Source organism: Novosphingobium sediminis (assembly GCF_007991615.1).
In the GTDB taxonomy this organism is placed as follows: domain Bacteria; phylum Pseudomonadota; class Alphaproteobacteria; order Sphingomonadales; family Sphingomonadaceae; genus Novosphingobium; species Novosphingobium sediminis.
Map to the genome: position 1 here is coordinate 1 of NZ_BJYR01000013.1, position 21573 is coordinate 21573.

Below are 21573 nucleotides of genomic sequence, written 5' to 3' on the forward strand. Positions count from 1 at the left end.
AACCGGATTTGACATTAAGGTGTCTTACACCCTTGAATCGGCTCTGTCGAACCCGTCTTGCGCGGAAAAGTATGCTCTTCCCGCTCAGGCGTCAGTCGTTTCGGCGCCGCAAGCCCCGCAGCGACCGCGGATTTCGACGACCGGGCGGACGGCGGCAAAGCCGGCACGGTGAGCCGCATCGCGCAGCGCTCCGGTCAACCGGTCATCATCGATATGCGTGGCTTCACCGCAAGCGTCGCAGATCAGGAAAATGCAATCATGGTGACAACCGGGATGGCTGTTGGCGACATAGGCATTGGCGCTTTCGACCCGCCGCGCGAGATTGGTGCGCACGAACAGGTCTAGGATGCGGTAGACGCTGTTTGCAGCTACCCGCTTGCCTCGCCGCGCGCCCACGCTCTCTGCGATGTCATAGGCCGAGGCCGGTTTTTCATGAGCAGCCAGCGCTTCGAACACGTCGCTGCGCATGTCCGTCCACTGCTCACCCGCCGCCTGCAACGCGCCCCGCGCTGCATCGACCAGCATGTCACCGGCAAAATCGTGATGGTTGTGATGGCCCGCCATGACCAGAGAGATAAACCGCCTTGCGCCGGATCGCAAATCCGGCGCGCATCGGCTCACCCGCGGGTGAAATCAGGCTTCCAAAGGCCCGGGAATCCGCGCTTCAGGGCAGTGACCTTTGGCGCATCCCACATCCGGATATAGCCGTGATCAGGGTTCTTCAGTGCGAAGTCCTGATGATATCCCTCTGCCGGGAAGAAGCCGCGATTGGGTTCAACGGCCGTCACGATCGGCCGCTTCCACAGGCCCGACTTCTTGATCTGCGCCAGATAAGCCGTGGTCACCCGTACCTGCTCCGAATTCTGCGGCACGATCGCATTGCGATACTGGGGGCCGGTATCGGGATACTGGCGATTGAGCTGGGTAGGATCGCTCGCCACCGAGAAGAATACCTGCAGCAACTGGTCGTAGCGGACGACCGCAGGATCATAAGTGATCTGCACGGCTTCGGCATGACCGGTCGTGCCGGTGCTGACGATCTCATAGTGCGCGTCGGCGCGGCTGCCGCCTTCGAACCCGGAGACCACGCTGGTGACGCCCTTCACGTGGCTGAACACCGCTTCCATGCCCCAGAAGCAGCCACCGGCGAACACGGCCGTTTTCACGCCCTTGGCTTCCCGTGCCTGCACGGCTGATGCCGGGGCCAACACGCCGGACTCGGCCTGCGCGGGCTGAAGACAGGCCGCCGCAAACGCAGCGACGACCACACCTGCGAGGATGCGCAGATCCTTGCGCGGGCGGCTCATCGCAGTGCCTCAACCGCAGCTTCGGGCGATGCGTCCGGGGCTGAAGGCAACCCGAAAGTGAACACCATCGCAGCCGAACCGAGCACAAAGCCCAGCACCAGCGAACGAACGAAATCCTTGCCGAAAAGCGTCATTACCAGAACGTCCAATCTTGCATTCGCGGGTAGCCGCGCCGCTCCGGCACAGGCTTTACCGCAGTGTTCCCGGCCCCAGGTGTGAACCAGAGCACAGGGGTGCTGCGGTGCCGTTCGCTTCATTCGGCCAAATGGTTACGCGATCTCCGATTACAAGATGGGCTTCGCGACGAATCAGTCTCGACGTCGTCATGCGGCGTGCGTCCGATTGACCTTCGCCGCAGCGCGCGCGAATAAGGCGCCACGAATGCAAACCCGTGGAGAGGATCGACCATGCACCGCCCCTTGCTGAGTTGCATTGCCCTTGGGGCGGTCGCCCTCGCTGCCGCACCGCTCGTCGCCAAGGACAAGCCTGCGCTGCCCAAGGAATTGCCGCCGGTGTTCGAAGCCGTGGTCAACTGCCGGGTTCTGACCTCCGACAGCGAACGGCTCGCCTGCTACGACAGGAGCGTCGCGGCCCTCGCCGATGCGCGTGACAAGCAGGACATCGTGGTCGCCGACCGCGCGACGATCCACGAAACCAAGAAGGGACTGTTCGGCTTCACCCTGCCCAAGCTCAAGCTGTTTGGCGGGACGGAGAAGGATGGCGACGAGATCAAGGAGATCGAAAGCACGATTTCGGCCGCCCGCGACACGGGTGACGGTTTCGCGATCTTCACGCTCGCCGATGGTGCGCGATGGAAGCAGACCGACGGAGGCAATGCCTTCGCGCGGCCCGGTGCTTCCATCCGCATCAAGCGCGGCGCACTCGGCAGCTACCTCGCCTCGATCGACAAGGGCGCCTATGTGCGCGTGGTGCGCCTCTCGCAGTAAGGCGAACCGGTCAATTCGACTGGTTGATGGACTTGCTCGACATCGCTTCATAGGCATCGCGGGCGACCTGGTTGCCCTGACGTTCCAGCGCAGCCCACTGCGACATGGTGTGGCAGATGAACGTCTTGTGCACGAGCGAGCCGGTTTCCTCGGTCTTGCGGCACCTGATGAAGTCTGGATCGTTGACCGAGCGCCCCTTGTTGAACGCGCGGATTTCGGACTGCGACATCGCAGTCGGATCCTTGTCCAACGCCGGAAGCTCTGTCGTTGGAACGGCAGTTGTTGCCGCAACGGCGGCAAGAGCGAACAGATATGTCGCGGGCATGCGTAGTGATCCTCTGAATACACGTAATACTAAAGTTTAGCCCGCCACTGCGTTCTGGGCAAGGTAAACGGCTAGCCTAACGCGGCATCATTCGCCGCAAAGTAGGCGGTTATTGCAGCGCATTCCCGTTCGGAAAGGTGCGGATTCCACGCATCGATGATCAGCACTGCGCGCCGCGCATCACTGTCGTTCCACGCTTCGTGCTCGATCGTATCATCGAACGCAAAGGCCTTGCCTTCTACCCATTGCCGCGTTTCGCCGCCGACACGGAACCCGCAGCCGGGCGGCACATCAAGCGCGAGGTGGATGATCGCACGCGTGTTGGTAACCCCGGTGTGGGCCGGAATCCGGCTGCGCGGGCGGAGCATCGAAAAGAACGCATTGGGCGCGCGTCCGGGAATCCGCGCCAGCGGCAGGCTATCCAGAACCCGCGCAGTATGGGGACAGCGCTCGATCACCGCGGCATTGGGAACGCCATATTCCAACAGGAAGCAGGCAGACCAATCGAGCGAACCATCGAGCACCGTCCACTTGTTCTCCGGGCTGCCCGGCTCCATGCGAACATAAGGGCGGATCGCCTCGCCCGGTTCGGCCAGAAGGGCATCAAGCTCGGCACGGATTGCGCCAGCTTCCGCTTCCAGTGCCGCGAACCACGGGAAATGGCGGCGATCGAAGAACTCGTCTGCGGGCAGGAAGGGGTAATAGAGCCCGGCGCACTCGTTGGCATAGATCCGGCGCTGGCCAAGCGCAGCAGCGGCAAAGGCATCGATACGGCGCCGCTCGGTCTCGTCGCGTTCCCCCGCATCGGCAGCAAGCGCCGCAGTGGTAGCTTCGGCAAGCCGCGAGCGCAGTTGCCCGCAGAAAGCCTCACCGGCCGCAAGTTCGGCCCGCACCGGATCGGGCAAGCCCGGGTATTGCTGCGCAAGCTGCTGGACGCCGTCCCACGCGATCAGCGCCTTGGTCTCCTCGCCCTCCCGCTGGAGGAGCTGCGCCATCCGCAACTGTGCGGTGAAATCGAGCCGATCGAGCTCAAGCGCCCGCTCAAGGGCGACGCGCTCGCCCGGCGTGTCACCGCCGATGCGGCAGGCCAGTGCAAGATTGATCCAGAGCGACAAGGCCGCCGGGTCGGCATCAGCCGCTTCCCGTGCGGCGAGGATCGCGGTGGGCGCATCGCCAGCACGCAGGGCGGCCATGGCGCGGGAATTGGCAGCCTGGGCCCTTGCCCGATCGATTGGTTGCGGTGTCATCGGCGAAAGTGTCTACAGCGCCGCGCCCATCAGGCAAGCGACGTTGCAGCAAAAGGGTCTGCGCCTTAAGGCTTGGTTCATGGCCCCCACAGCGTTCAATCCCGCAGATGCCGAATGGCTCGCGCACCGGTTGGTTGAAGGGACCGATGCGGTACGCTTCGCCCATGTGCCGCGCGCCGCCCATGATGCCATGGCATTCCTGACCGACGATGGCTTCACCGCGCATTTCGGTGCCATGCCGCAACAAGTCGATGTTCCCGCGGCACAGCTTCTCGCGCGGTTCCCCGGCAAGGCCCGGCTCGGCTTGCTGTTCCACTCCGCCTTCTGCGGCTCGACCCTGCTGGCGCGCGCGCTCGCGCAGCCGGGCGTGGCGATGGGGTTGTCCGAACCTGTGATCCTCAACGATATCGTCGGAATGCGCCGCCGCGGCGCGCAGCCGGCCGCAGTCGCCCGCGCTGCCGATCTTGCCTTGCGCCTGCTGGCCCGCCCGTTCGCGCCCGGGGAGGGCGTGGTGGTAAAGCCCTCCAATCTGCTCAACCCCTTTGCCGAACTGCTGCTCGCGCTCGCTCCGGAGGCGCACGCGCTGTTCCTGTACGCCCCGCTCGAGACCTTCCTCGTCTCGGTGGTGCGCAAGGGCCTGCCCTGTCGGCTTTGGGTTCGCGAGCTGCTCGAAGGGTACCTAGCGGCAGGCATCGTCGCGCCTCTGGGGATCACGCGCGAAGACGCCTTCCGCCAGAGTGACCTGCAAGTTGCCGCCACCGGCTGGCTCGCGCAGCACCGCCTGTTCGCGGCACTGGCGCACAGGATCGGACCGGGGCGGCTTCGGTCGGCGACGTCAGAACAGCTGACCGGCGATCCGCTCCGAGTGATAACCGCCGCGGCGGCGCATTATGGCCTCGCGATGGAATCGGCGGCTGCCGAACGGATTGCAGCAGGGCCTGCGTTTACCCGGCATTCCAAATCCGGCGCGTCGTTCACACCCGATCAGCGCCGGGATGAATATGCCGCTGCCCGCGCCCTCCATGCGGGCGAGATCGATATGATCCTCGGTTGGGCGATGCAGGTGGCGGAACAGGCGGGCATCGCAATGGATGCCCCGAACCCGCTGCTTCAGGACGCGTAGCCCAGCTTCTCGATCCATGGCTGCAGGATCGGCATCACCGGTTCGAGATAGGCCGCATAGGGTTCCCACTGCCGCGTGCCATCGAACAGGCCGCGGCGCACCTGCCGGGCGCTCGCGGTCGATACCCCACGTGCGCGGGCAGTGCGATCGAAGCGCTTGAGATCCTCGGTCCAAGCCAGACCGGCGATCTCGCAAATCTCGCGTGTCATGGCGTCAAAGTCCTGCACCATGCGGTGATAAGGGACTTCGAGAACGGTAAGCGGCAGCCGGGCAAGCGCCACTTCGGTAAGCCGCATCAGTGCATCATAATGCCGCGCCGTGCCTTCGAGCGTGGTGAAATCCATCGCCGCATTGCTGAGCGCGAAACTGGTGCGGAAACAGCTCCACACCACATCGCGCGGATCGCGGCGCACGAGCAGGACTTTTGCGGAAGGGAACAGCCGGGCGATGAGTGGCAGGCGGATGGACTTGAGCGGGTCCATGTCGACGAGTGTTGCACCCGCTGGATCGCGGCCGAGTGCCTGTCCTGCGCGCTGCCAGTACGCGCTTCGATAGGGTGCGAGGGCTGCATCATCGAGGGCAGCGAAACGGGCGAGCCCGCCGGGTTCCGCAAGGAAGGCAAGGTCAGCCTCGCGCAGCGTCGGCATTTCCTCGATGGCCGCAGTGCCGGGGAGCGAAGCGAGGACGTTCTCCAGCAGCGTATTGCCGCTGCGCGGATAGCCGAGCACGAAGATATGCGGATGTGCGTCTCCCGGCAGAGGCTGGGGCAAGTCTGAAACGTCCATCGCCGTAAGGCCCGCCGCAACCGCATCAATGAATTCGCGGTGCGGTGGCCGCCCGGCGAAAGTGGCGGCGTGGATCGCGGCGAAGTCCTGCTTGGCGCGGCTATAGGCGGCAAAGGCGGCATCGGTATCGCGCAGGCGGTTGCAGGCGTCTCCCAGGGTATGGAGCAATTCCATGCGTTCTGGCGATGGCTGGGGCAGCCATGCCAGTGCCGGTTCGACCAGCGCGCGCGCTGCCTGCGCCTCGCCCGCTTCGAGTTCGATCGTGGCCAGCGCGGAAATCGCTCCGGTGTTGGCGGGGTCGGCAGCCAATGCTGCGCGGGCATGATGGCGGCCCGCTTCGGCTTCACCATCGCGCGCGGCAATCGCGGCTAGGCCGGCGTGTGCGGCGCCGCGCGGCCGGGTATGCTCCGGTGCATGGGCAAGCACCTCGCCGTAACAGCGTCGGGCTTCGTCCATGACCCCGCCCGCGGCCATCACGTAAGCGCGTTCTAGCCAGGCCTCTGGATGGCCGGGGCTGATGGCAAGCGCGGCGTCGCACTGCAGCGCCGCATCGCGCAAACGACCGGCAGCGCGGTGAAGCCCGGCAAGGCCAACCATCGCTTCCACTTCGCGCGGGTTGATCTGCAACGCGCGCTCGAACAGCGCGGCTGCACCCGCGTGATCGCCGCTGACGGCACGATACCACCCGAGCGTGGTGCAATCCGCCGCTGTCCCGCGGCCTGCGTTGAGCGCAGCAGCAGCAGCCCGGGCAGCGGTTTCGAGGTCTTCTGACATCGCCTTGCCATCGGCTGCACCCGCCATGAGGTCAACTCCTGCAGTCACTGGTGGAACGGAGGCAATCACAAAAAAAGGGGCGGGCATTGCTGCCCGCCCCCTCTTTGGCGTTGTGATCGTTGCGGATCAGAACTTGACGCGAGCGCCAACCGCGAAGCGACGGCCCAGCGCGTCGTAGGACGACGGATAGGTGTTGCCGCTGTTGTACGAGGTCGAACCGATCGTGTTGCCGACGATCGGCGGCTTCGTGTTGAACAGGTTCTGCACCGTGAAGGTGAGGGTGAACTGTTCGATGTTGAAGCGCGTCGTCACGTCGAGGTAGTCGAACGCGTCGATCTTGTTGAAGTCGACCGTTTGACCGCTGAGCGCACCGCTGTCTGCAGGGATGGTGCCCTTGAAGGCGTTGCCGTCTTCGTAGCGAGCGCTCGACTGGTGACGCCACAGCAGCGACAGATCCATGCCCTTCAGGCTGAAGGTGTTCTGGACCGACCAGGTGTGACGCGGCTGGATCGAGCCGGTGAACGAGCAGTTCACCGAGTAGAGACCAACGCATTCACGATCGATGCTGGTGGCGGTAGCCTTGAACTTCGAGTGGAAGGTCACGTTCGCCACGGCATTGAGCGTCCACTTCACCGCGCCGATCGGACGCTGGTAGTTGAGGATCACGTCGATACCGTCGGTGAACAGCTTACCCTGGTTGGTAAGACCACCGAACAGGCCCTTGGTCGTCGCCGGGCTGCCGTCCAGACCACCGGTCGCCGGACCGCGGCGAATGATGGTGCAAGCCGTATCCGTGGCGCTGGCCGCGGTGACGTTGCCGAAGCAGGCGTCGATAAGGTCGCCCGGCAGCGGCGTACCGATCTGATTGGTGACCTTGATGTTGTAGTAATCGACCGACACCGAGAAGCCCGGCAGGAACGGCAGGTTCTGAACCACAGCGCCGAGCGTGTAGGTCGTCGCCTTTTCCGGCTTCAGGTTGATGTTGCCGCCCGAGGTGATGTTGGCCTGAGCCGCAGTCGGGTTGAGGATCTGACCGATCGAGTTCGCCGGAGCACCCTGCGCAAGGCAGATTGCACGGAGGTTCGCGTTGGTCAGCGGAGCCGCGCCGGCGCAGGGGTCTGCAGCCAGGTTGGTCAGACCGACGGTGTTCGGCGTGAACAGTTCGGCGATGTTCGGTGCACGAACAGCGCGCGAGTAGTTGCCGCGGAACTTGACCTGCTCGGTCGGTTCCCAGCTGCCGCCGAACTTGTAGGTCCAGGCTTCAGTCTTCGGTCCGCCGCGGACGCTGTACTTCGAGTAGCGCACGCCGCCTTCGGCGGTCAGGCTCTTGAAGAACGGCTTGTCGGAGACCAGCGGCGCCACGAGTTCGCCGTAGCTTTCCCACACGCTGTAGGCACCGTCGATGTCGGGAGCAGCACCGCCCGCACCGCCGAGTTCGCCCGGGGTCTTCGACAGGGTGTCGGAGATCTGGGCTGCACGGTAACGGCGGTATTCAGCACCAGCCGCGAAGCCGACCGGCTCGCTCGCGGTCGGAACGGTGAAGCCGAAGTCACCCGAGAGCAGACCGCGAACCTGGAACAGCGAGGTGTTGTTCGACGAGGTCGAGGGCGACAGGGTGTAAGCAGCCTGTTCCGGCGTGATCGAACCGGCACCACCGAAGAGGTTGATCGGAACGCAGCCGTCGTTGCCGCTGAGGCACGAGTTCTTGTTGGTGGCCAGCAGGGCATCCTGCACGCGCGACTTGAGCACGTAGCCGGTGATGGTCTGCAGGCGGTCGCTCTCGCCGTAGCTGGCGCGAACGTCCCAGTTCACCGTCTTCGTCAGCGCGCCGCGGAAGCCGAGCGAGTAGTCGAACACGTTGGTGGTGTACTGCGAGTTGCGGGTACCGGTTTCAACGAAACGACGACGCACCACGGTGTTGAAGGTGCGGTAGTTCGGATCCGTCGGATCGGTCGCGGCGCGGGCAGCAACGCACTCTGCATCGGTCAGGCCGTTCGCGGCGCAGAACTGACCGGCGGCGCCGGCAGGCAGGTACGGGTTGCTGAAGGGGATCTTCATGCTTTCAGCGAAGAGACCCGACGGCGCGATGATCGTCTTGACGGTGTTCTTCGAGAACAGGCCGCGCGTGTAGACTTCAACAGCGTCCGAGAGCTGGTAGTTCGCCTGGGCGAAGATATTGAAGCGCTGGAACGGCGTCTGGAAGATGTTGTAGGGGTTGAAGTTGAACGGCGTGAAGCCCGGCTTCAGCAGGCCGGTCGAGGGATCGATCACGCGGTTGGCGCCGTTGATCGAGAAGCGCGCCGGAACCGCAGTACCCGAACCACCAGCAGTGCCCGAGAAGCTGTCGAGCTGGATGTTCGAGAAGTCGCGTGCGCCCTGATAGACGGGGTTCGACTTCTGGTAGCCGATGCTCAGCACGGCATTGCCGCGGCCGTCATCGAAGTTGACGCCGGTGGTGACGTCGCCGCGGAAGTAGTTGCCGTCACCCTGCTGGGTGATCTGGTCGGACACGGCGATATCGACGCCCGCGAAGTCCTTCTTGGTGACGAAGTTCACAACGCCGGTGATCGCGTCCGCGCCGTAGGTGGTCACGGCCGCACCGGTGAGGGCGTCGACACGGCTGATCAGCGCGAGCGGGATGTTGTTGAGGTCGACGCGGCCCTGAAGGTCGGCCGGGACGATGCGCTGGCCGTCGAGCAGCACGATGTTGCGGTTCGAACCGAGGCCGCGAAGGTCGACGTAGTTCGAGCCGGTCGCGCCGTTGTTCACCGCCGAACCGATGTTCGGAACGATGCCGGGAACCTGACGAAGAACTTCTTCAGCGGTGTTCGACTGCTTGAGGGCGATCTGGTCGGCCGTGGTCACGTTGACCGGAGTGGCCTGAATGAGGTTCGGGTTGCGGATAAGGCTGCCGGTCACGACGATCGCGGTAGGCTCGTTGGTCTCGGTAGCAGAGTCAGCCTGCGGGGCGGCTTCCTGCGCGAACGCAGGCGCAGAGATGAGCGCGAGCGCGAGGGCAAAAGGCGCAGCACCCGCCTTCAGGGCGGCGTTGTTGTTGGTCTTCACGTGTCCAGTCCCTTCAATAGGCGGCCTCGATCCCCAAGGCCGCCGGAAGAAGTCCCTCGATCGAAAATGCCTCACCCCCGGTCTTCGCCGGGCCCGACAGATGGCATACGATCTTTGTGGGACGGTGGGGCTTACTGGTAGATTTAACCCACTTCTTGGAAGGATGTTCTGCAACCAAACCGCAAAACGTCCCTGCCATGTGGCGTGTTTGCAACACACTGTAAGCGTGGCGCAACGTACGGGTTACCGGACTGCAACGATCCTTGCGCTCGGAAATTACCTCCGGATCGGTTTGTTGATAATATTTTGCGCTCGCCCCGCGTTTTCAGGAAAGAAATGTGCGTCGGCCTGCAGATTCAGCGTGATGGTGCAGCAAACAACCGGGGATCAAGCCGCCGGCCCCGCCAAGTGAGAGCCCAATGAAGATGCGGGCCCGTCGCGCGGCCAGTCATCCCGACATGCCCAATCAGCTGGCCCTGAACCACCGTGTCACCCACATGCACCACCAGATCGGAGCAATGGAGGAACGCCGATGTCAGCCCCATGCCGTGATCGAGGATCAACAGGTGGCCCTCGAGCGTGAAGGGTACATCGCTTGCCGCGAGCGTCACCACACCATCCGCAGGCGCGCGGATTTCGGCACCTTGCGGCGCGGCGAGGTCGATCCCGGCGTGATAGGCGCCGGGTTCGCCGCGATAGATTCGCTGCGAGCCGAACTCTCCGGAAATACGCCCCGGCGCTGGCCAGGTCATCGTCTGCCGCCAGCCGTCCGCCTTGCTGCCGCTGGCGCGCGCCGCACCGATTCGGGCCAGCTCCGCCTCGCGCCGCGCCTTGAACTCGGCATCGGGCAGCTTGCCCGGGCGCTTGGCCACATTTATCGATTCGATGCGCCAGCTGCGGGGGGCCACGGCAAGCTCGGTCGAGAGCGAGAAGCCACTGGCAGCCGTGACCGCAAGAGCAAGGCTCGGCGGAGCATCGCGATCGAACGCGGCGAAGAAGCTGCCATCAGCTGCAAGCGGCAGGAGAGTTCCACCCAGCGTCACGCTGCGCGTACCAGCCGGCGCAGTACCGCGAATCCAGCCGCCTTGCGTCAGCTTGCCGCGATACTGAAGGCCGCCGACAGTGACGGCTGCAGGTTCGGCAGCAGATTGCGGGTTCGCAGGCGCACCCGATGGGCTAGGTCCCGGGCCCGCGCCACAAGCGCCAAGCAGCGCCAATACGGAAAATGCGCCGCGCCAGACCGCGCCGGCAAGCGGCACGCGCCGCGCTGTCATTCCTCGCCGAGCAGACGGCGCGTCGCAATATCGGCGCTGGCGTAGGCTTCCTGCTTCTCGACGCTCCAGTAGCGCAGCATGTCGAGGCCGATCCGTGCGCCGCTTACGGCGCAGAGCACGTGATCACCCGCGCTGAGCTGGCGAAAGTGGCTGGGGAGGTAGTGCAGGCGCGCAAGGCGGTTGGCAGAATTCATCAGCATGGATGCAATCTAGCCACTCAAGACGCTCAAAGCAATTTAGGCTGCGCATCACCCGGCGCAGGTGGGCGTGGTTTCGGCGCGGCACGGACCGGAGCTGCAGCAGGCGCGGCCCCGGGGACCACTTCGAGCACGCCATCGGCGAACTTGAGTTGGAGCAGCGCCTGCGCAGCCGCCGCATCGCGCGAGCGGACCAGCGAGCCGTCCGCCGCCTTCACCAGCACATAGCCTCGCGTCAGCGGCGCCTCAGGATCGAGCGAACGGCGCAGCCGGTCTAGCGCCCCGACCTGCGTGCGCGCCGCTTCGATTCGCTGAAGCACCACCGCCGGCCGCAGACGTTGCGCCGCCAGCGCACCGCGCGCCTGCTGAAGTCTGGCCGCAAGCGCGGCAGGGCGCAGCCCTGCGGAGCGCTGCGCCAGCAAAGTCGCGGCAAGTCCGGTACGGTGTACAAGCGCTCGCCGCAGCCGGTCGCCCAGATCATCCAGCCGCTGCGCTTGCCCCTCGAGCAAGGCTTGCGGTGCGGGCAAACGCCGCGCGCGTTGCTCCAGTCGTTCGCGCGAGTGGCTGAGCAGCCGAACGGCCGCCCGCTGCTGGCGTGCCTGAAGATCCGCCAAGCCAGCGAGCAGCTCGCCGCGCACCGGCACGGCCATCTCGGCCGCTGCGGTCGGTGTTGGCGCGCGCACGTCTGCGGCGAAGTCGACAAGCGTCGTGTCGGTCTCGTGCCCTACCGCGCTGATCGTCGGGATGGTCGAGGCAGCGATCGCGCGCACGACGTCCTCGTCGTTGAAGCACCACAAGTCCTCGATCGAACCGCCCCCGCGCGCGACGATCATGAGGTCAGGCCGAGGGACGGGGCCGCCGGGCTCCAGCGCGGAAAAGCCGCGCACGGCCGCCGCGATCTGCGCCGCCGCGCCTTGCCCCTGCACAAGCACCGGCCAGACCACGACATGAGTCGGAAACCGGTCGCGCAGACGATGGAGAATATCGCGGATCACCGCACCCGTCGGCGACGTCACGACGCCGATCACGCGCGGCAGATAGGGCAGGGGGCGCTTGCGCGAGGGTGCGAACAGACCCTCCGCTTCAAGCCGGGCCTTGGTCTTGGCGAGAAGCGCGAGGAGCGCGCCTTCGCCGGCGATCTCCATCCGCTCGATCACGATCTGGTAGTTCGACCGGCCGGGATATGTCGTCAGCTTGCCGGTCGCGATCACTTCGACGCCGTCCTCCGGCACGAAGCCCAGCCGCTGCGCGCCGCCGCGCCACATCACCCCGTCAAGCCGCGCACTCTCATCCTTGAGGCTGAGGTAGAGGTGCCCCGAAGCCGCCCGCTTCACCCCGGAAAGCTCGCCGCGCACGCGCACGAAACCGAAGCGATCTTCCACTGTGCGCTTGAGGAGCTGCGAAATCTCGCTGATCGAAAGCGCCGGGGCGTTGTCGCCCGCGGTCTGGGCGGCTAACAGCCCCGCATTCTCATCATCTCGGTAAGGCGGCATCTCTGGCATGAATATCCTGTTGCTCGGCGCGGGCGGACGCGAACATGCGCTGGCGTGGAAGCTGGCGCAATCGCCGCGTTGCACCACGCTGTGGGCTTCGCCGGGGAACCCCGGCATTGCCGACGTGATCGCCGATCTCAATGCGCACCGTTCCGGCACGGCTTCGGGCGCCTGCACGGCAATCGATCTGGCAGATCACGCCGCAGTAGAGGCATTCTGCATGGCGCAGGACATCGGTCTCGTCGTGGTCGGCCCTGAGGCGCCGCTTGTTGATGGCCTCGCCGATTCGCTGCGCGCTGCCGGGATCGCGGTGTTCGGGCCCGGCAAGGCTGCCGCGCAGCTTGAAGGCTCCAAGGGCTTCACCAAGGACATGTGCACGCGTGCTGGCATCCCCACCGCTGGCTACGTCCGTGCAAAGAGCGCTGCCGAAGCCCATACCGCGCTTGCCGGATTTTCCCTCCCGGTGGTCATCAAGGCCGATGGCCTCGCCGCCGGCAAGGGCGTCGTCATCCCCCAGACCGCCGAGGAAGCTGCCGCCACGGTAGACGACATGTTTGGCGGCGCGTTCGGCGGGGCTGGCGCCGAAGTGGTGATCGAGGAGTTCCTCGAAGGCGAGGAAGTCAGCCTGTTCGCTCTGACCGACGGCAGTGCGATCGCTCTGTTCGGATCGGCGCAGGACCATAAGCGGGTGGGGGAGGGCGATACCGGCCCCAACACTGGCGGCATGGGCGCCTATAGCCCCGCTCCGGTGCTGACCGCCGAACTCGAAGCACGTGCAATGGCCGAGATCATCGCGCCGACCGTGAAGGCCATGGCAGACGCGGGCATGCCCTATTCGGGCGTGCTGTTTGCCGGGCTGATGCTGACCGCGGACGGTCCCAAACTGATCGAATACAACTGCCGCTTCGGTGATCCCGAATGCCAGGTGCTGATGATGCGGCTGGACAGCGATCTGGTCGATTTGCTCGATGCCTGCGCGCGCGGCGAACTGGCGGAAGCTGCCGCTCCATCGCTGCGCCCCGAAAGCGCGATCACCGTCGTCATGGCAGCCAAGGGCTATCCCGGCACACCGGCGAGCGGCGGCATGATCGCCAACCTGGCTGCTGCAGAGGCGCGCGGCGCCAAGGTGTTCCACGCAGGTACGGCAGCACCGAGCGAGGGCGTTCTCGTCGCCAAGGGCGGGCGCGTGCTCAACGTCACAGCCGCCGGTGCAAACCTCAGGCAAGCGCGCGACCGTGCCTATGCCGCGCTGGCCGAAGTGCGCTTCGACGACGGCTTCTGGCGTAGCGATATCGGCTGGCGCGAACTGGCGCGCCAGCCCTGATCGTCAGCCCAGCCGCTCTGCCACCAGCGCAGCGAGGTCTGCCTCGGGCCGCGCGCCATAGTGCGAGATGACTTCAGCCGCGCAGATCGCGCCGAGCTTGAGGCACTCCGCAAGGCTCTTGCCGCGCACATGGCCGAACAGGAACCCGGCGGCGAAGAGGTCGCCAGCACCGGTCGTGTCGATCACGCGCTCGACCGGCTCAGCCGGGACAGAGACGTGTTCCCCATGCGCGACAGCATGCGCGCCGTTTTCGCTGCGTGTCACCACCAGCACCGGCACCTTGGGTGCCAACTGCGCGATCCCGGCGTGGAAATCATCCTCGCCGGTCAGCGCCGCGAGTTCGTGCTCGTTGGCAAAGAGGATATCGACCTCGCCCGCCGCAATCAGCGCGCGGAAATCATCGCCGTGGCGCGCGATCACGAAGCCGTCTGACAGCGTGAAAGCCACCTGCCGGCCCGCCGCACGCGCAGCGCCGATGGCGCGGCGCATGGCCTGCCGGGGCTCTTCCGGATCCCACAGATAGCCTTCGAGGTAGAGCACCGACGAATCGGCAATTACGTTTTCATCGAGCGCCGAAGCGGGGAGGAACTGCGAAGCGCCGAGGTAGGTGTTCATGGTGCGCTGACCATCGGGCGTCACGAAGATAAGGCACCGGGCGGTTGCCGGATCATCCCCGCGTGCCTGCGTATCGAAGGCAATGCCGCCCGCGCGGATGTCATGCGCGAAAACTTCGCCCAACTGATCGTCAGCGACCTGCCCGATGAACGCGCACTTCGCGCCCAGCGCCGCAAGGCCCGCCAGCGTATTCGCAGCCGAGCCGCCCGAAATCTCGCGCGCGGGGCCCATCGCCTCGTAGAGTTCATGCGCGCGGGCCGTGTCGATCAGCGTCATGCCGCCCTTGGCGAGGCCGAGTTTCGCGATATCATCTTCCGCTGCCGGAGCCATGACGTCGACGATCGCATTTCCGATCGCAATCACATCGAAACGGGCGGGGGCAGGGCTCATTCAAATACTCCGTGCAGGGCGCTAGCGCGGGCCGTAGCGGGCGGGGCAGCGCGGTGCAACGACAGGCTGCACCGATTTGCCATGCGTTGACAGCACGCGGCGCAGCGGCGATTCACCATCGCCATGAATGCTCGTCATCTGCTTGTTCTCCCCGTCTTGCTTGGTCTTTCCGCGTGCGGCGGCAGCACGGACGCCGTGCGCCCGCTGCCGCCACCTCCACCTCCGCCCAAGGCGATCCATCCGGCACCACCCGCCGCGATCCAGACGCAGCGCCCGCGGCCACACATCCAGGTCCTGCCGGGGCTTGAAGGCGTGATCGGCGCCGATGCCGAGGCGCTCACTCGCCAGTTCGGCACGCCGCGTCTGGACGTACGCGAGGGCGACGCGCGCAAGCTGCAGTGGACCGGCACACCATGCGTACTCGATGCCTATCTCTATCCGCCCGATGCAGGCGGACGCCCGGTCGCGACATTTATCGACGCGCGGCGCGGCGATGGGCGCGATGTCGATCGGGCAGCCTGCGTTGCAGCGCTCAGGAAGCCTCGCTGACCGAGCAGGTTGGCGCCTGCGGCAGGGCTGTCCACGGGGCAAACGCGGCAACGCCCTGCCGTGAAACATCGGCCAGCGTGTAGCGATCGAGTACGGCGAGGAAGGCTTCCAGCGCCTCGGCCAGCACACCGCTCAGCCCGCAATCGGCGCGCAGCGCACAAGTGGCGCAATCGGCAAGGCGCATGCCCTTTTCGAGCGTGCGCACCACTTCACCCACCGCAATCTGTTCTGCTGGCCGAGCCAGCGCGATCCCGCCGCTGCGCCCGCGGTGCGAGACGGCAAATCCGGCCGCGACGAGCGCCTGCGCGACTTTGGCGACATGGTGATAGCTCAAACCCTGCTGCGCGGAGAACGCGGGCAAGCTGAGCGAGCCCTCCTCACGGGCAAGGACGATCAGCAGGCGCAGGCCGAAATCAGTGTGCTGGGTGAGTTGCATGGCGCGTTCCAGACTCCATTTTCCGCTTGCCTAAATCAAGCAAATTAAATACCGGTATTTTCAATACCTGATTGGAGAGACTCTATGCGCACTGCTTCCGAACATGCCCGCGCCATCGTCAAGGCGACCGCTCCCGTGATCGAAAAACACGGGGTCGAAATTACCACCGCGATGTACAAGCGCCTGTTCGTGAACGGAGCGGTGAAGGACATGTTCGATTCCGCCGCGCAGGAAAGCGGCGAGCAGCCGCGCCGCCTTGCCAATGCGATCCTCGCTTATGCGAAGAACATCGATCATCTCGAAAACCTTGGTTCCGCTGTCACCAAGATGGTCCGCCGCCATGTCGAAACCGGCGTTCGGGCGGAGCACTACCCCTATGTCGCCGAAGCGCTGCTGCCGGCCATCCGCGATGTGGTGGGCGCCGACGTGGCGACTGACGAAGTGCTCGCCGCCTGGGGCGAAGCATACTGGATGCTCGCCGATATCCTGATTGCCGCTGAAGCCGAGGCTTACGCCGACGCTGCCTGAACAGGCCCCCCGTCAGCGGCGCGAGCCGCCTGCCGAGCACCCCCCTCTGGCGCGGCAGGCGGCTCACCAACGCTTATTCCGGCGCGAAGCTGATCTCGGCATGAGCGCGCAGGCGCTCGACCAGCGCTTCACCCAGCAAGGCGCCCGGCGTGGCAATCGCCCCTTCGGCCTCGCATGAAAGCAGCGCAATCCCGGTTTCGGCCAGCATGCGGCTGGTCGAGCCATAGCCCGGATCGTAGCGGCCCTTGACGCCATAGCGGATCTCCTGCCCGTCCGGCATTTCGCCCACGAACAGCACGTCATAGTGGCCATTGAGCCGCTCTTCCGCGCTCGGGCCTTCACCCGGCTTGGGGTCGTTCGGCCCGCCGATCATCGGCGTCTTGGCCATGTGCTCGGCAATCGCCTGACCCTGCTCGCCGGGGCCGGTCAGCACCATCTCGTCATAGACGAAGTCCGCGCCATAGGGATGCCCGCGCAGGAAATTGGTGCGGTGGACGTTCTTGGTGTTGATCACCGCCATGATGAAGGGTGCGGCCCAGCTGCCGGTCGCATCATCGAGGAACGGCTTGTCGCCCGCGGGTTGCGCGGGGCCTTCGAAGCCCGGCGTCAGGCCGAACGGGCTCTGCATGATCGGGATCAGCGAGGGATTGGCACCCAGCGCCTTGAGCGTCGCGCCAAGGCTGGCCGCCGTCCCGCCCGAGAAGCCGCCGACCATCGCCCGCACCCGGCACTTCACGCGCGGCGCCGGCGCACCGAAGCGGGCCCTGGCTTCCTGCTGCAGCATGTAGACGCCAAGATCGAAGGGAATCGAATCGAAGCCCGACGAGAATGCCACGCGCGCACCGGTCTCCTTCGCCTGCTCGTGCAGCGCATCGACCATCTGGCGCATCCACACCGGCTCGCCGCACAGGTCGGCATAGTCCGTCCCTGCCGCCACGCAGGCGCGCAGCACCGGCTCGCCATAGAGCTGGTAGGGACCCACTGTCGTCACCACGACGCGGGTTTGCTCGGCCATCGCGGCAAGGCTGGCTGCGTCATCCGAATCGGCCACCACCAGCGGGGTATCCACCGGCGCGCCGATCAGATCGCGCACTTCCGCCAGCTTCGCAGCGCTGCGCCCGGCCATCGCCCAGCGCGGGCCGTCTGTGCCGTAATGATGCGCCAGATACTCCGCCACCAGCCGCCCGGTGTACCCCGTCGCGCCGTAGACGATGATGTCGAACGGCCGCTGTGCCTTGCTCGTTGCCATGATTCTCTCCCCTTGATTGTTTTTGTTCAAAGCCTTGGCAGGGTCACCCCGCGCTGGCCCATGTATTTGCCCGCGCGGTCAGCGTAGCTCACCTCGCACGGCTCGTTCCCTTTCAGGAACAGGAATTGGCACGCGCCTTCGTTGGCATAGATTTTTGCCGGCAGCGGCGTGGTGTTCGAAAACTCCAGCGTCACGTGGCCTTCCCAGCCCGGCTCCAGCGGCGTCACGTTCACGATGATGCCGCAGCGGGCGTAAGTCGACTTGCCGAGGCAGATCACCAACACGTCGCGCGGCACGCGGAAATATTCCACCGTCCGCGCCAGCGCGAAGGAATTGGGCGGGATCACGCAGACATCGGTCTTGCGGTCAACGAATGAGTTGGAATCGAAGTCCTTGGGATCAACTATCGACGAATCGATGTTGGTGAAGATCTTGAATTCGTCGGCCACCCGCGCGTCATAGCCATAGGAGGAGAGGCCGTAGGAAATGCAGCCCTCGCGCCGCTGGCTCTCCACGAACGGCTCGATCATGCCGTGTTCCTGTGCCTGCGTGCGGATCCACTTGTCGGAAAGAATGGCCAAGTCGGCGCTCCGGTCTGTTGGGAAGGATAGAAGGTCGTTCAGGTCAGATTGGCCGGTCCGAACGCGTGGGGCAAGAGGGCGGACAGCGGGAGGCGGGTAAGTCCGTCTTGCGCCACCCCGATCACCTCGGGATCCGTGCCTCCAAGCGCCGCCAGTTCATACAGCATCTGCCGGCAGCGGCCGCAGGGCATGACCGGTTCCGGACCCAGCAGGGGATGGCCCTCGGCATCGGGCTTCCCGCCAACGATCGCGACTGCAACGAGTTCGCCGCGCCGTCCCTCGGTCATGGCCCGGGCAACCGCATTGGCTTCGGCACAGAGCGACAGGCCGTAGCTTGCGTTCTCGACATTGGCTGCGGAAACCACGCCGCCGTCGGCGAACAGCAGCGCCGCGCCGACATGGAAACCTGAATAGGGCGCGTAAGCACCCCGTGCTGCCGCCATCGCTGCCGCGACGAGATCTGGTTCCGACCCGCTCACTGGTGCACCGCCACCCACCGGACCGGACCCGCTACGCCCGCCATCCGCAGCCGCGAGGTTGCCGTCCACATCACCCATGGCCGCCCGGCATAAGTGGGCTCGAGGAAATCGCCCGCGACCCACAGGTTGCGATCAAGCCGCGCCGCAAGATGGTAGCGCGCCTCGAAGCTGCGCGACAGCATCAGGATTGCCGGGCGTTCGGTGTGCTTCTCGATCTGGTTGAGAAACGTGGTGAGCTCGCTCTGCATCGCCGCTTCCCCCGGCGGCTGCGGACACGAACGCGAATCGAGATCCAGCACCACGGCAGGGGGCAGCAGACCATCATCGCGCGGCACCACGATCACGAAGCTGCCTGCCTGCGCATCCGCCGGCGCGCAGAGGTCATAAACGTGGACAGCGCCGACCTGCAGCCCTGCCTTGCGCGCGGCATCGAGACCCGCCGTAAACGTTTCATCGCGCCGCCCCGCGCCTTCGCTGGCGGTGAGATAGACGAAATCTGCGCCGTGCGCCTTGAGCGAGGGCCATTCGATTTCCCCGTCATGCGCATCGAGCCACGCCCCCTGCACGGGGAAGCGTGCACGGTCCGGTTCCCAGCGCCGCGATTCCCACCAAGCGGCGGCAGCAAGGCCCGCCAGCAACAGCGCGGCCAGCAGGATCCACACGCGCTGACGCGTTGATTTTGCGGAGTTCGTCACGCTGTACTGCCCTATTGGCTGATTATCCCCTGATATGCAGAACGCAGATCAGGGTGAAGAGCCGCCGTGCGGTGGCAAAATCGGTCTCGATCTTCCCGTCCAGCCGCTCGAGCAGCAGTTCGGCCGCTTCATTGTGGACGCCGCGCCGGGCCATGTCGATCGTCTCGATCTCCTGCGCGGTCGCGCGGCGGATTGCCTGGTAGTACGAATCGCAGATCGCGAAGTAATCGCGGATCGGTCGGCGGAACCGGCCAAGGCCCAGCACGATGGTTTCGAGCGGACTGCCATCCTCCGCCGAAATCGCCAGCGCCAGCCGCCCGTCGTCCACCGATAGCCGCAAACGATAGGGGCCTTCATGGCCCGCGCCCGCCGAACGCACGGGGCGGAAGGTGTTCTCCTCGATCAGATCGAAGATCGCGATACGGCGTTCCTGCTCGATATCGGCATTGCGCCACACGATCGTCGCTTCGTCGAGCTCGATATGCGAAATGCGCGGGTCGGCCATGGCGGCCAGTGTCTTGCAGACGGATTCGGCTGCGGCAAGCCATTTGCGTGGGAGACGGCAGTTCCCTCCCCGCTATCCACAGGCACCGTTGCATGTGTGCCGCTTGCCGCACCGGCGCTGCTCCTCCACAAGGGCGCTATGTCCAACGTCCAGCCGATCCCCCTGCGCGACCCCGAATCCAACGGGTCCGCCGCCGCCACGCTTCCCTCCAACGTAGAGGCCGAAGCCGCGTTTCTCGGCGCGGTGCTGATCGACAACCGAATTCTCGAGGAGCTGCCCACGCCGCTGCGCGCGGAGCATTTCTACGCGCCGGTCCATGGGCGGGTCTACGAACGCATCCAGGCGCTGATCGACCGCAAGGCAGTGGTCACGCCGGTCACGCTCAAGCCCTATTTCGAAGCGGACGAGGGCCTCAAGGAGCTCGGCGGTACGGCCTATCTGGCGCGGCTCACCGCGGACGGTCAGGGCCTCCTCGCACCGAAGGAACTCGCCGAGCAGATCTATGATCTTGCCCTCTTGCGAGAGCTGATCACCGTTGGCCGAAACCTCGTTTCCGGCGCGATGGATACGAGCGAAACGGTCGCCCCGCTCAAGCAGATCGAGCATGCCGAAGCCGCGCTTTATGCCGTCGCGGAAGGCGCGCAAACCGGCAACGAGGCGCAAAGCTTTGGCAGCGCGACCCGCGTCTCGCTCGAAATGATCGAGAAAGCGCTGCTTTCGGGCGGCCATATCTCGGGCAAGACCACCGGCCTCACCTCGGTCAACGAGAAGATCGGCGGCCTGCACGACAGCGACCTCATCATCCTCGCCGGACGCCCCGGCATGGGCAAGACCTCGCTCGTCACCAACATTGCGTTCAACGCGGCCGACCGCCTCCGCCGCGATATCGCGGACGGGATTGCGGTCAAGGATTCGGTCGGCGCGGCAGTCGCCTTCTTCAGCCTCGAAATGAGCGCGGACCAGCTCGCCACGCGTATCCTCGCCGAACAATCGGGGATCAGTTCCGAGGCGCTGCGCATGGGCCGCATCAGCCGCGAGGATTTCCAGCAGCTCTCCTTCGCCAGCCAGCGCCTCGCCGAATTGCCGCTCTTTATCGACGATACGCCCGCGCTCACTATCGGCTCACTGCGCACCCGCGCCCGCCGCCTGAAGCGCCGCCATGATATCGGCCTGATCGTGGTCGACTACCTGCAGCTGCTGCAAGGCTCCGGCCGCGCCAGCGACAACCGCGTCAACGAAATCTCGGAAATCAGCCGCGGCCTCAAGACGCTGGCCAAGGAACTCAGCGTTCCCGTTATCGCGCTCTCGCAGCTCAGCCGCGCGGTCGAGCAGCGCGACGACAAGCGCCCGATGCTCTCGGACCTGCGCGAATCGGGCTCGATCGAGCAGGACGCGGACATGGTCTGGTTCGTGTTCCGCGAAGACTACTACGTGGCTTCACGCGAACCCAAGGTGCCCCAGGGCACCGACGATGCCAAGGTGCAGGAAGCCCACGCCGCGTGGCAGGCCGAAATGGAGCGCGTATTCGGCCTCGCCGAACTGATCGTCGCCAAGCAGCGCCACGGCTCGACCGGCAAGGTGCGCCTGAAGTTCGAGGCGCGGATCACCCGCTTCAGCGACCTTGCGCCCGATCACATGGCCTATGGCTTCGACGATGAATGATGGATTCGTTGGCTGAAACGCA

The 21573-nt window shown here is 65.4% G+C and carries 23 protein-coding genes; 6 read left to right on the plus strand and 17 right to left on the minus strand.

Translation table 11 applies throughout. The annotated features are described in order from the left end of the window. Positions 1–84 precede the first annotated feature (84 nt). The 3 genes from NSE01_RS09770 to NSE01_RS21285 are packed head-to-tail and all read right to left on the minus strand — an operon-like array spanning position 85 to position 1441. Positions 85–564, minus strand: a complete 480-nt coding sequence (locus NSE01_RS09770) for a Fur family transcriptional regulator (protein ID WP_147159412.1) — start codon at positions 562–564, stop codon at positions 85–87. Positions 565–617: 53 nt separating this feature from the next. After that, a complete protein-coding gene (gene msrA, locus NSE01_RS09775) occupies positions 618–1307 on the minus strand; it encodes a peptide-methionine (S)-S-oxide reductase MsrA (protein WP_147159413.1) in 690 nt (229 codons plus the stop codon). Further along, positions 1304–1441 (minus strand): hypothetical protein, encoded by a 138-nt coding sequence (locus NSE01_RS21285; RefSeq protein WP_170233808.1) that lies wholly within the window; start codon positions 1439–1441, stop codon positions 1304–1306. The genes msrA and NSE01_RS21285 overlap by 4 nt, the downstream gene beginning before the upstream one ends. A gap of 273 nt (positions 1442–1714) precedes the next feature. Here NSE01_RS21285 and NSE01_RS09780 point away from each other — a divergent pair, with 273 nt between their 5' ends. Beyond that, the gene (locus NSE01_RS09780; RefSeq protein WP_147159414.1) at positions 1715–2254 is read left to right on the plus strand and encodes a hypothetical protein; all 540 of its coding nucleotides are present in this window, start codon (positions 1715–1717) and stop codon (positions 2252–2254) included. 10 nt (positions 2255–2264) lie between these two features. On the opposite strand, the gene NSE01_RS09785 is transcribed toward NSE01_RS09780, so the two are convergent. Together NSE01_RS09785 and NSE01_RS09790 are read right to left on the minus strand one after the other, a co-directional pair. Continuing rightward, positions 2265–2579: a hypothetical protein gene (locus NSE01_RS09785; protein WP_147159415.1), complete on the minus strand. Its 315-nt coding sequence runs from the start codon at positions 2577–2579 to the stop codon at positions 2265–2267. Between the two features lie 71 nt (positions 2580–2650). Continuing rightward, entirely contained in the window at positions 2651–3772 is a 1122-nt protein-coding gene (locus NSE01_RS09790) for an aspartyl/asparaginyl beta-hydroxylase domain-containing protein (RefSeq protein ID WP_246135138.1), read from the minus strand. A gap of 133 nt (positions 3773–3905) precedes the next feature. Here NSE01_RS09790 and NSE01_RS09795 point away from each other — a divergent pair, with 133 nt between their 5' ends. Then, the gene (locus tag NSE01_RS09795; RefSeq protein WP_147159417.1) at positions 3906–4949 is read left to right on the plus strand and encodes a hypothetical protein; all 1044 of its coding nucleotides are present in this window, start codon (positions 3906–3908) and stop codon (positions 4947–4949) included. On the opposite strand, the gene NSE01_RS09800 is transcribed toward NSE01_RS09795, so the two are convergent. From NSE01_RS09800 to xseA, 5 genes are all read right to left on the minus strand, one after another. Beyond that, a complete protein-coding gene (locus tag NSE01_RS09800) occupies positions 4937–6535 on the minus strand; it encodes a tetratricopeptide repeat-containing sulfotransferase family protein (protein WP_170233809.1) in 1599 nt (532 codons plus the stop codon). The two genes, NSE01_RS09795 and NSE01_RS09800, sit on opposite strands and share 13 nt — an antisense overlap. 99 nt (positions 6536–6634) lie before the next feature. Then, complete coding sequence (locus tag NSE01_RS09805; RefSeq protein WP_147159419.1) at positions 6635–9574, minus strand: TonB-dependent receptor domain-containing protein; 2940 nt, start codon at positions 9572–9574, stop codon at positions 6635–6637. Positions 9575–9930: 356 nt separating this feature from the next. Then, positions 9931–10848, minus strand: coding sequence for a M23 family metallopeptidase (locus NSE01_RS09810; RefSeq protein ID WP_147159420.1), 918 nt, complete (start codon positions 10846–10848; stop codon positions 9931–9933). After that, a complete protein-coding gene (locus NSE01_RS09815) occupies positions 10845–11048 on the minus strand; it encodes a DUF2093 domain-containing protein (RefSeq protein WP_147159421.1) in 204 nt (67 codons plus the stop codon). The genes NSE01_RS09810 and NSE01_RS09815 overlap by 4 nt, the downstream gene beginning before the upstream one ends. Before the next feature lie 26 nt (positions 11049–11074). After that, complete coding sequence (gene xseA / locus NSE01_RS09820) at positions 11075–12547, minus strand: exodeoxyribonuclease VII large subunit (protein WP_147159422.1); 1473 nt, start codon at positions 12545–12547, stop codon at positions 11075–11077. Here xseA and purD point away from each other — a divergent pair. Further along, positions 12546–13862, plus strand: a complete 1317-nt coding sequence (gene purD, locus NSE01_RS09825) for a phosphoribosylamine--glycine ligase (RefSeq protein ID WP_147159423.1) — start codon at positions 12546–12548, stop codon at positions 13860–13862. The genes xseA and purD overlap by 2 nt on opposite strands. A 3-nt stretch (positions 13863–13865) precedes the next feature. Here purD and NSE01_RS09830 read toward each other — a convergent pair whose 3' ends face one another. Further along, positions 13866–14867 carry an adenosine kinase gene (locus tag NSE01_RS09830; protein WP_147159424.1) on the minus strand — a complete coding sequence of 334 codons (1002 nt, stop codon included), beginning with the start codon at positions 14865–14867 and terminating at the stop codon, positions 13866–13868. Between the two features lie 195 nt (positions 14868–15062). Between NSE01_RS09830 and NSE01_RS09835 the strand changes: the two genes are divergently transcribed. Continuing rightward, complete coding sequence (locus NSE01_RS09835) at positions 15063–15416, plus strand: hypothetical protein (RefSeq protein ID WP_371863209.1); 354 nt, start codon at positions 15063–15065, stop codon at positions 15414–15416. On the opposite strand, the gene NSE01_RS09840 is transcribed toward NSE01_RS09835, so the two are convergent. Next, positions 15400–15852: an RrF2 family transcriptional regulator gene (locus NSE01_RS09840; protein ID WP_147159426.1), complete on the minus strand. Its 453-nt coding sequence runs from the start codon at positions 15850–15852 to the stop codon at positions 15400–15402. The genes NSE01_RS09835 and NSE01_RS09840 overlap by 17 nt on opposite strands. Before the next feature lie 84 nt (positions 15853–15936). Between NSE01_RS09840 and NSE01_RS09845 the strand changes: the two genes are divergently transcribed. Then, positions 15937–16380 (plus strand): globin domain-containing protein, encoded by a 444-nt coding sequence (locus tag NSE01_RS09845; RefSeq protein WP_147159427.1) that lies wholly within the window; start codon positions 15937–15939, stop codon positions 16378–16380. Positions 16381–16453: 73 nt separating this feature from the next. On the opposite strand, the gene NSE01_RS09850 is transcribed toward NSE01_RS09845, so the two are convergent. The 5 genes from NSE01_RS09850 to NSE01_RS09870 are packed head-to-tail and all read right to left on the minus strand — an operon-like array spanning position 16454 to position 19889. Then, positions 16454–17629: a saccharopine dehydrogenase family protein gene (locus NSE01_RS09850; RefSeq protein WP_147159428.1), complete on the minus strand. Its 1176-nt coding sequence runs from the start codon at positions 17627–17629 to the stop codon at positions 16454–16456. A gap of 26 nt (positions 17630–17655) precedes the next feature. Then, positions 17656–18210: a dCTP deaminase gene (gene dcd / locus NSE01_RS09855; RefSeq protein ID WP_147159429.1), complete on the minus strand. Its 555-nt coding sequence runs from the start codon at positions 18208–18210 to the stop codon at positions 17656–17658. Between the two features lie 38 nt (positions 18211–18248). Continuing rightward, on the minus strand, positions 18249–18689 hold the full coding sequence (locus tag NSE01_RS09860) for a cytidine deaminase (protein ID WP_281289496.1): 441 nt from the start codon (positions 18687–18689) through the stop codon (positions 18249–18251). Further along, a complete protein-coding gene (locus NSE01_RS09865; RefSeq protein ID WP_147159431.1) occupies positions 18686–19384 on the minus strand; it encodes a glycoside hydrolase family 25 protein in 699 nt (232 codons plus the stop codon). The genes NSE01_RS09860 and NSE01_RS09865 overlap by 4 nt, the downstream gene beginning before the upstream one ends. A gap of 22 nt (positions 19385–19406) precedes the next feature. Beyond that, entirely contained in the window at positions 19407–19889 is a 483-nt protein-coding gene (locus tag NSE01_RS09870; protein WP_147159432.1) for a UPF0262 family protein, read from the minus strand. 138 nt (positions 19890–20027) lie between these two features. On the opposite strand from NSE01_RS09870, the gene NSE01_RS09875 reads away from it, so the two are divergent. Further along, the gene (locus NSE01_RS09875; protein WP_147159637.1) at positions 20028–21551 is read left to right on the plus strand and encodes a replicative DNA helicase; all 1524 of its coding nucleotides are present in this window, start codon (positions 20028–20030) and stop codon (positions 21549–21551) included. Positions 21552–21573: the final 22 nt, after the last annotated feature.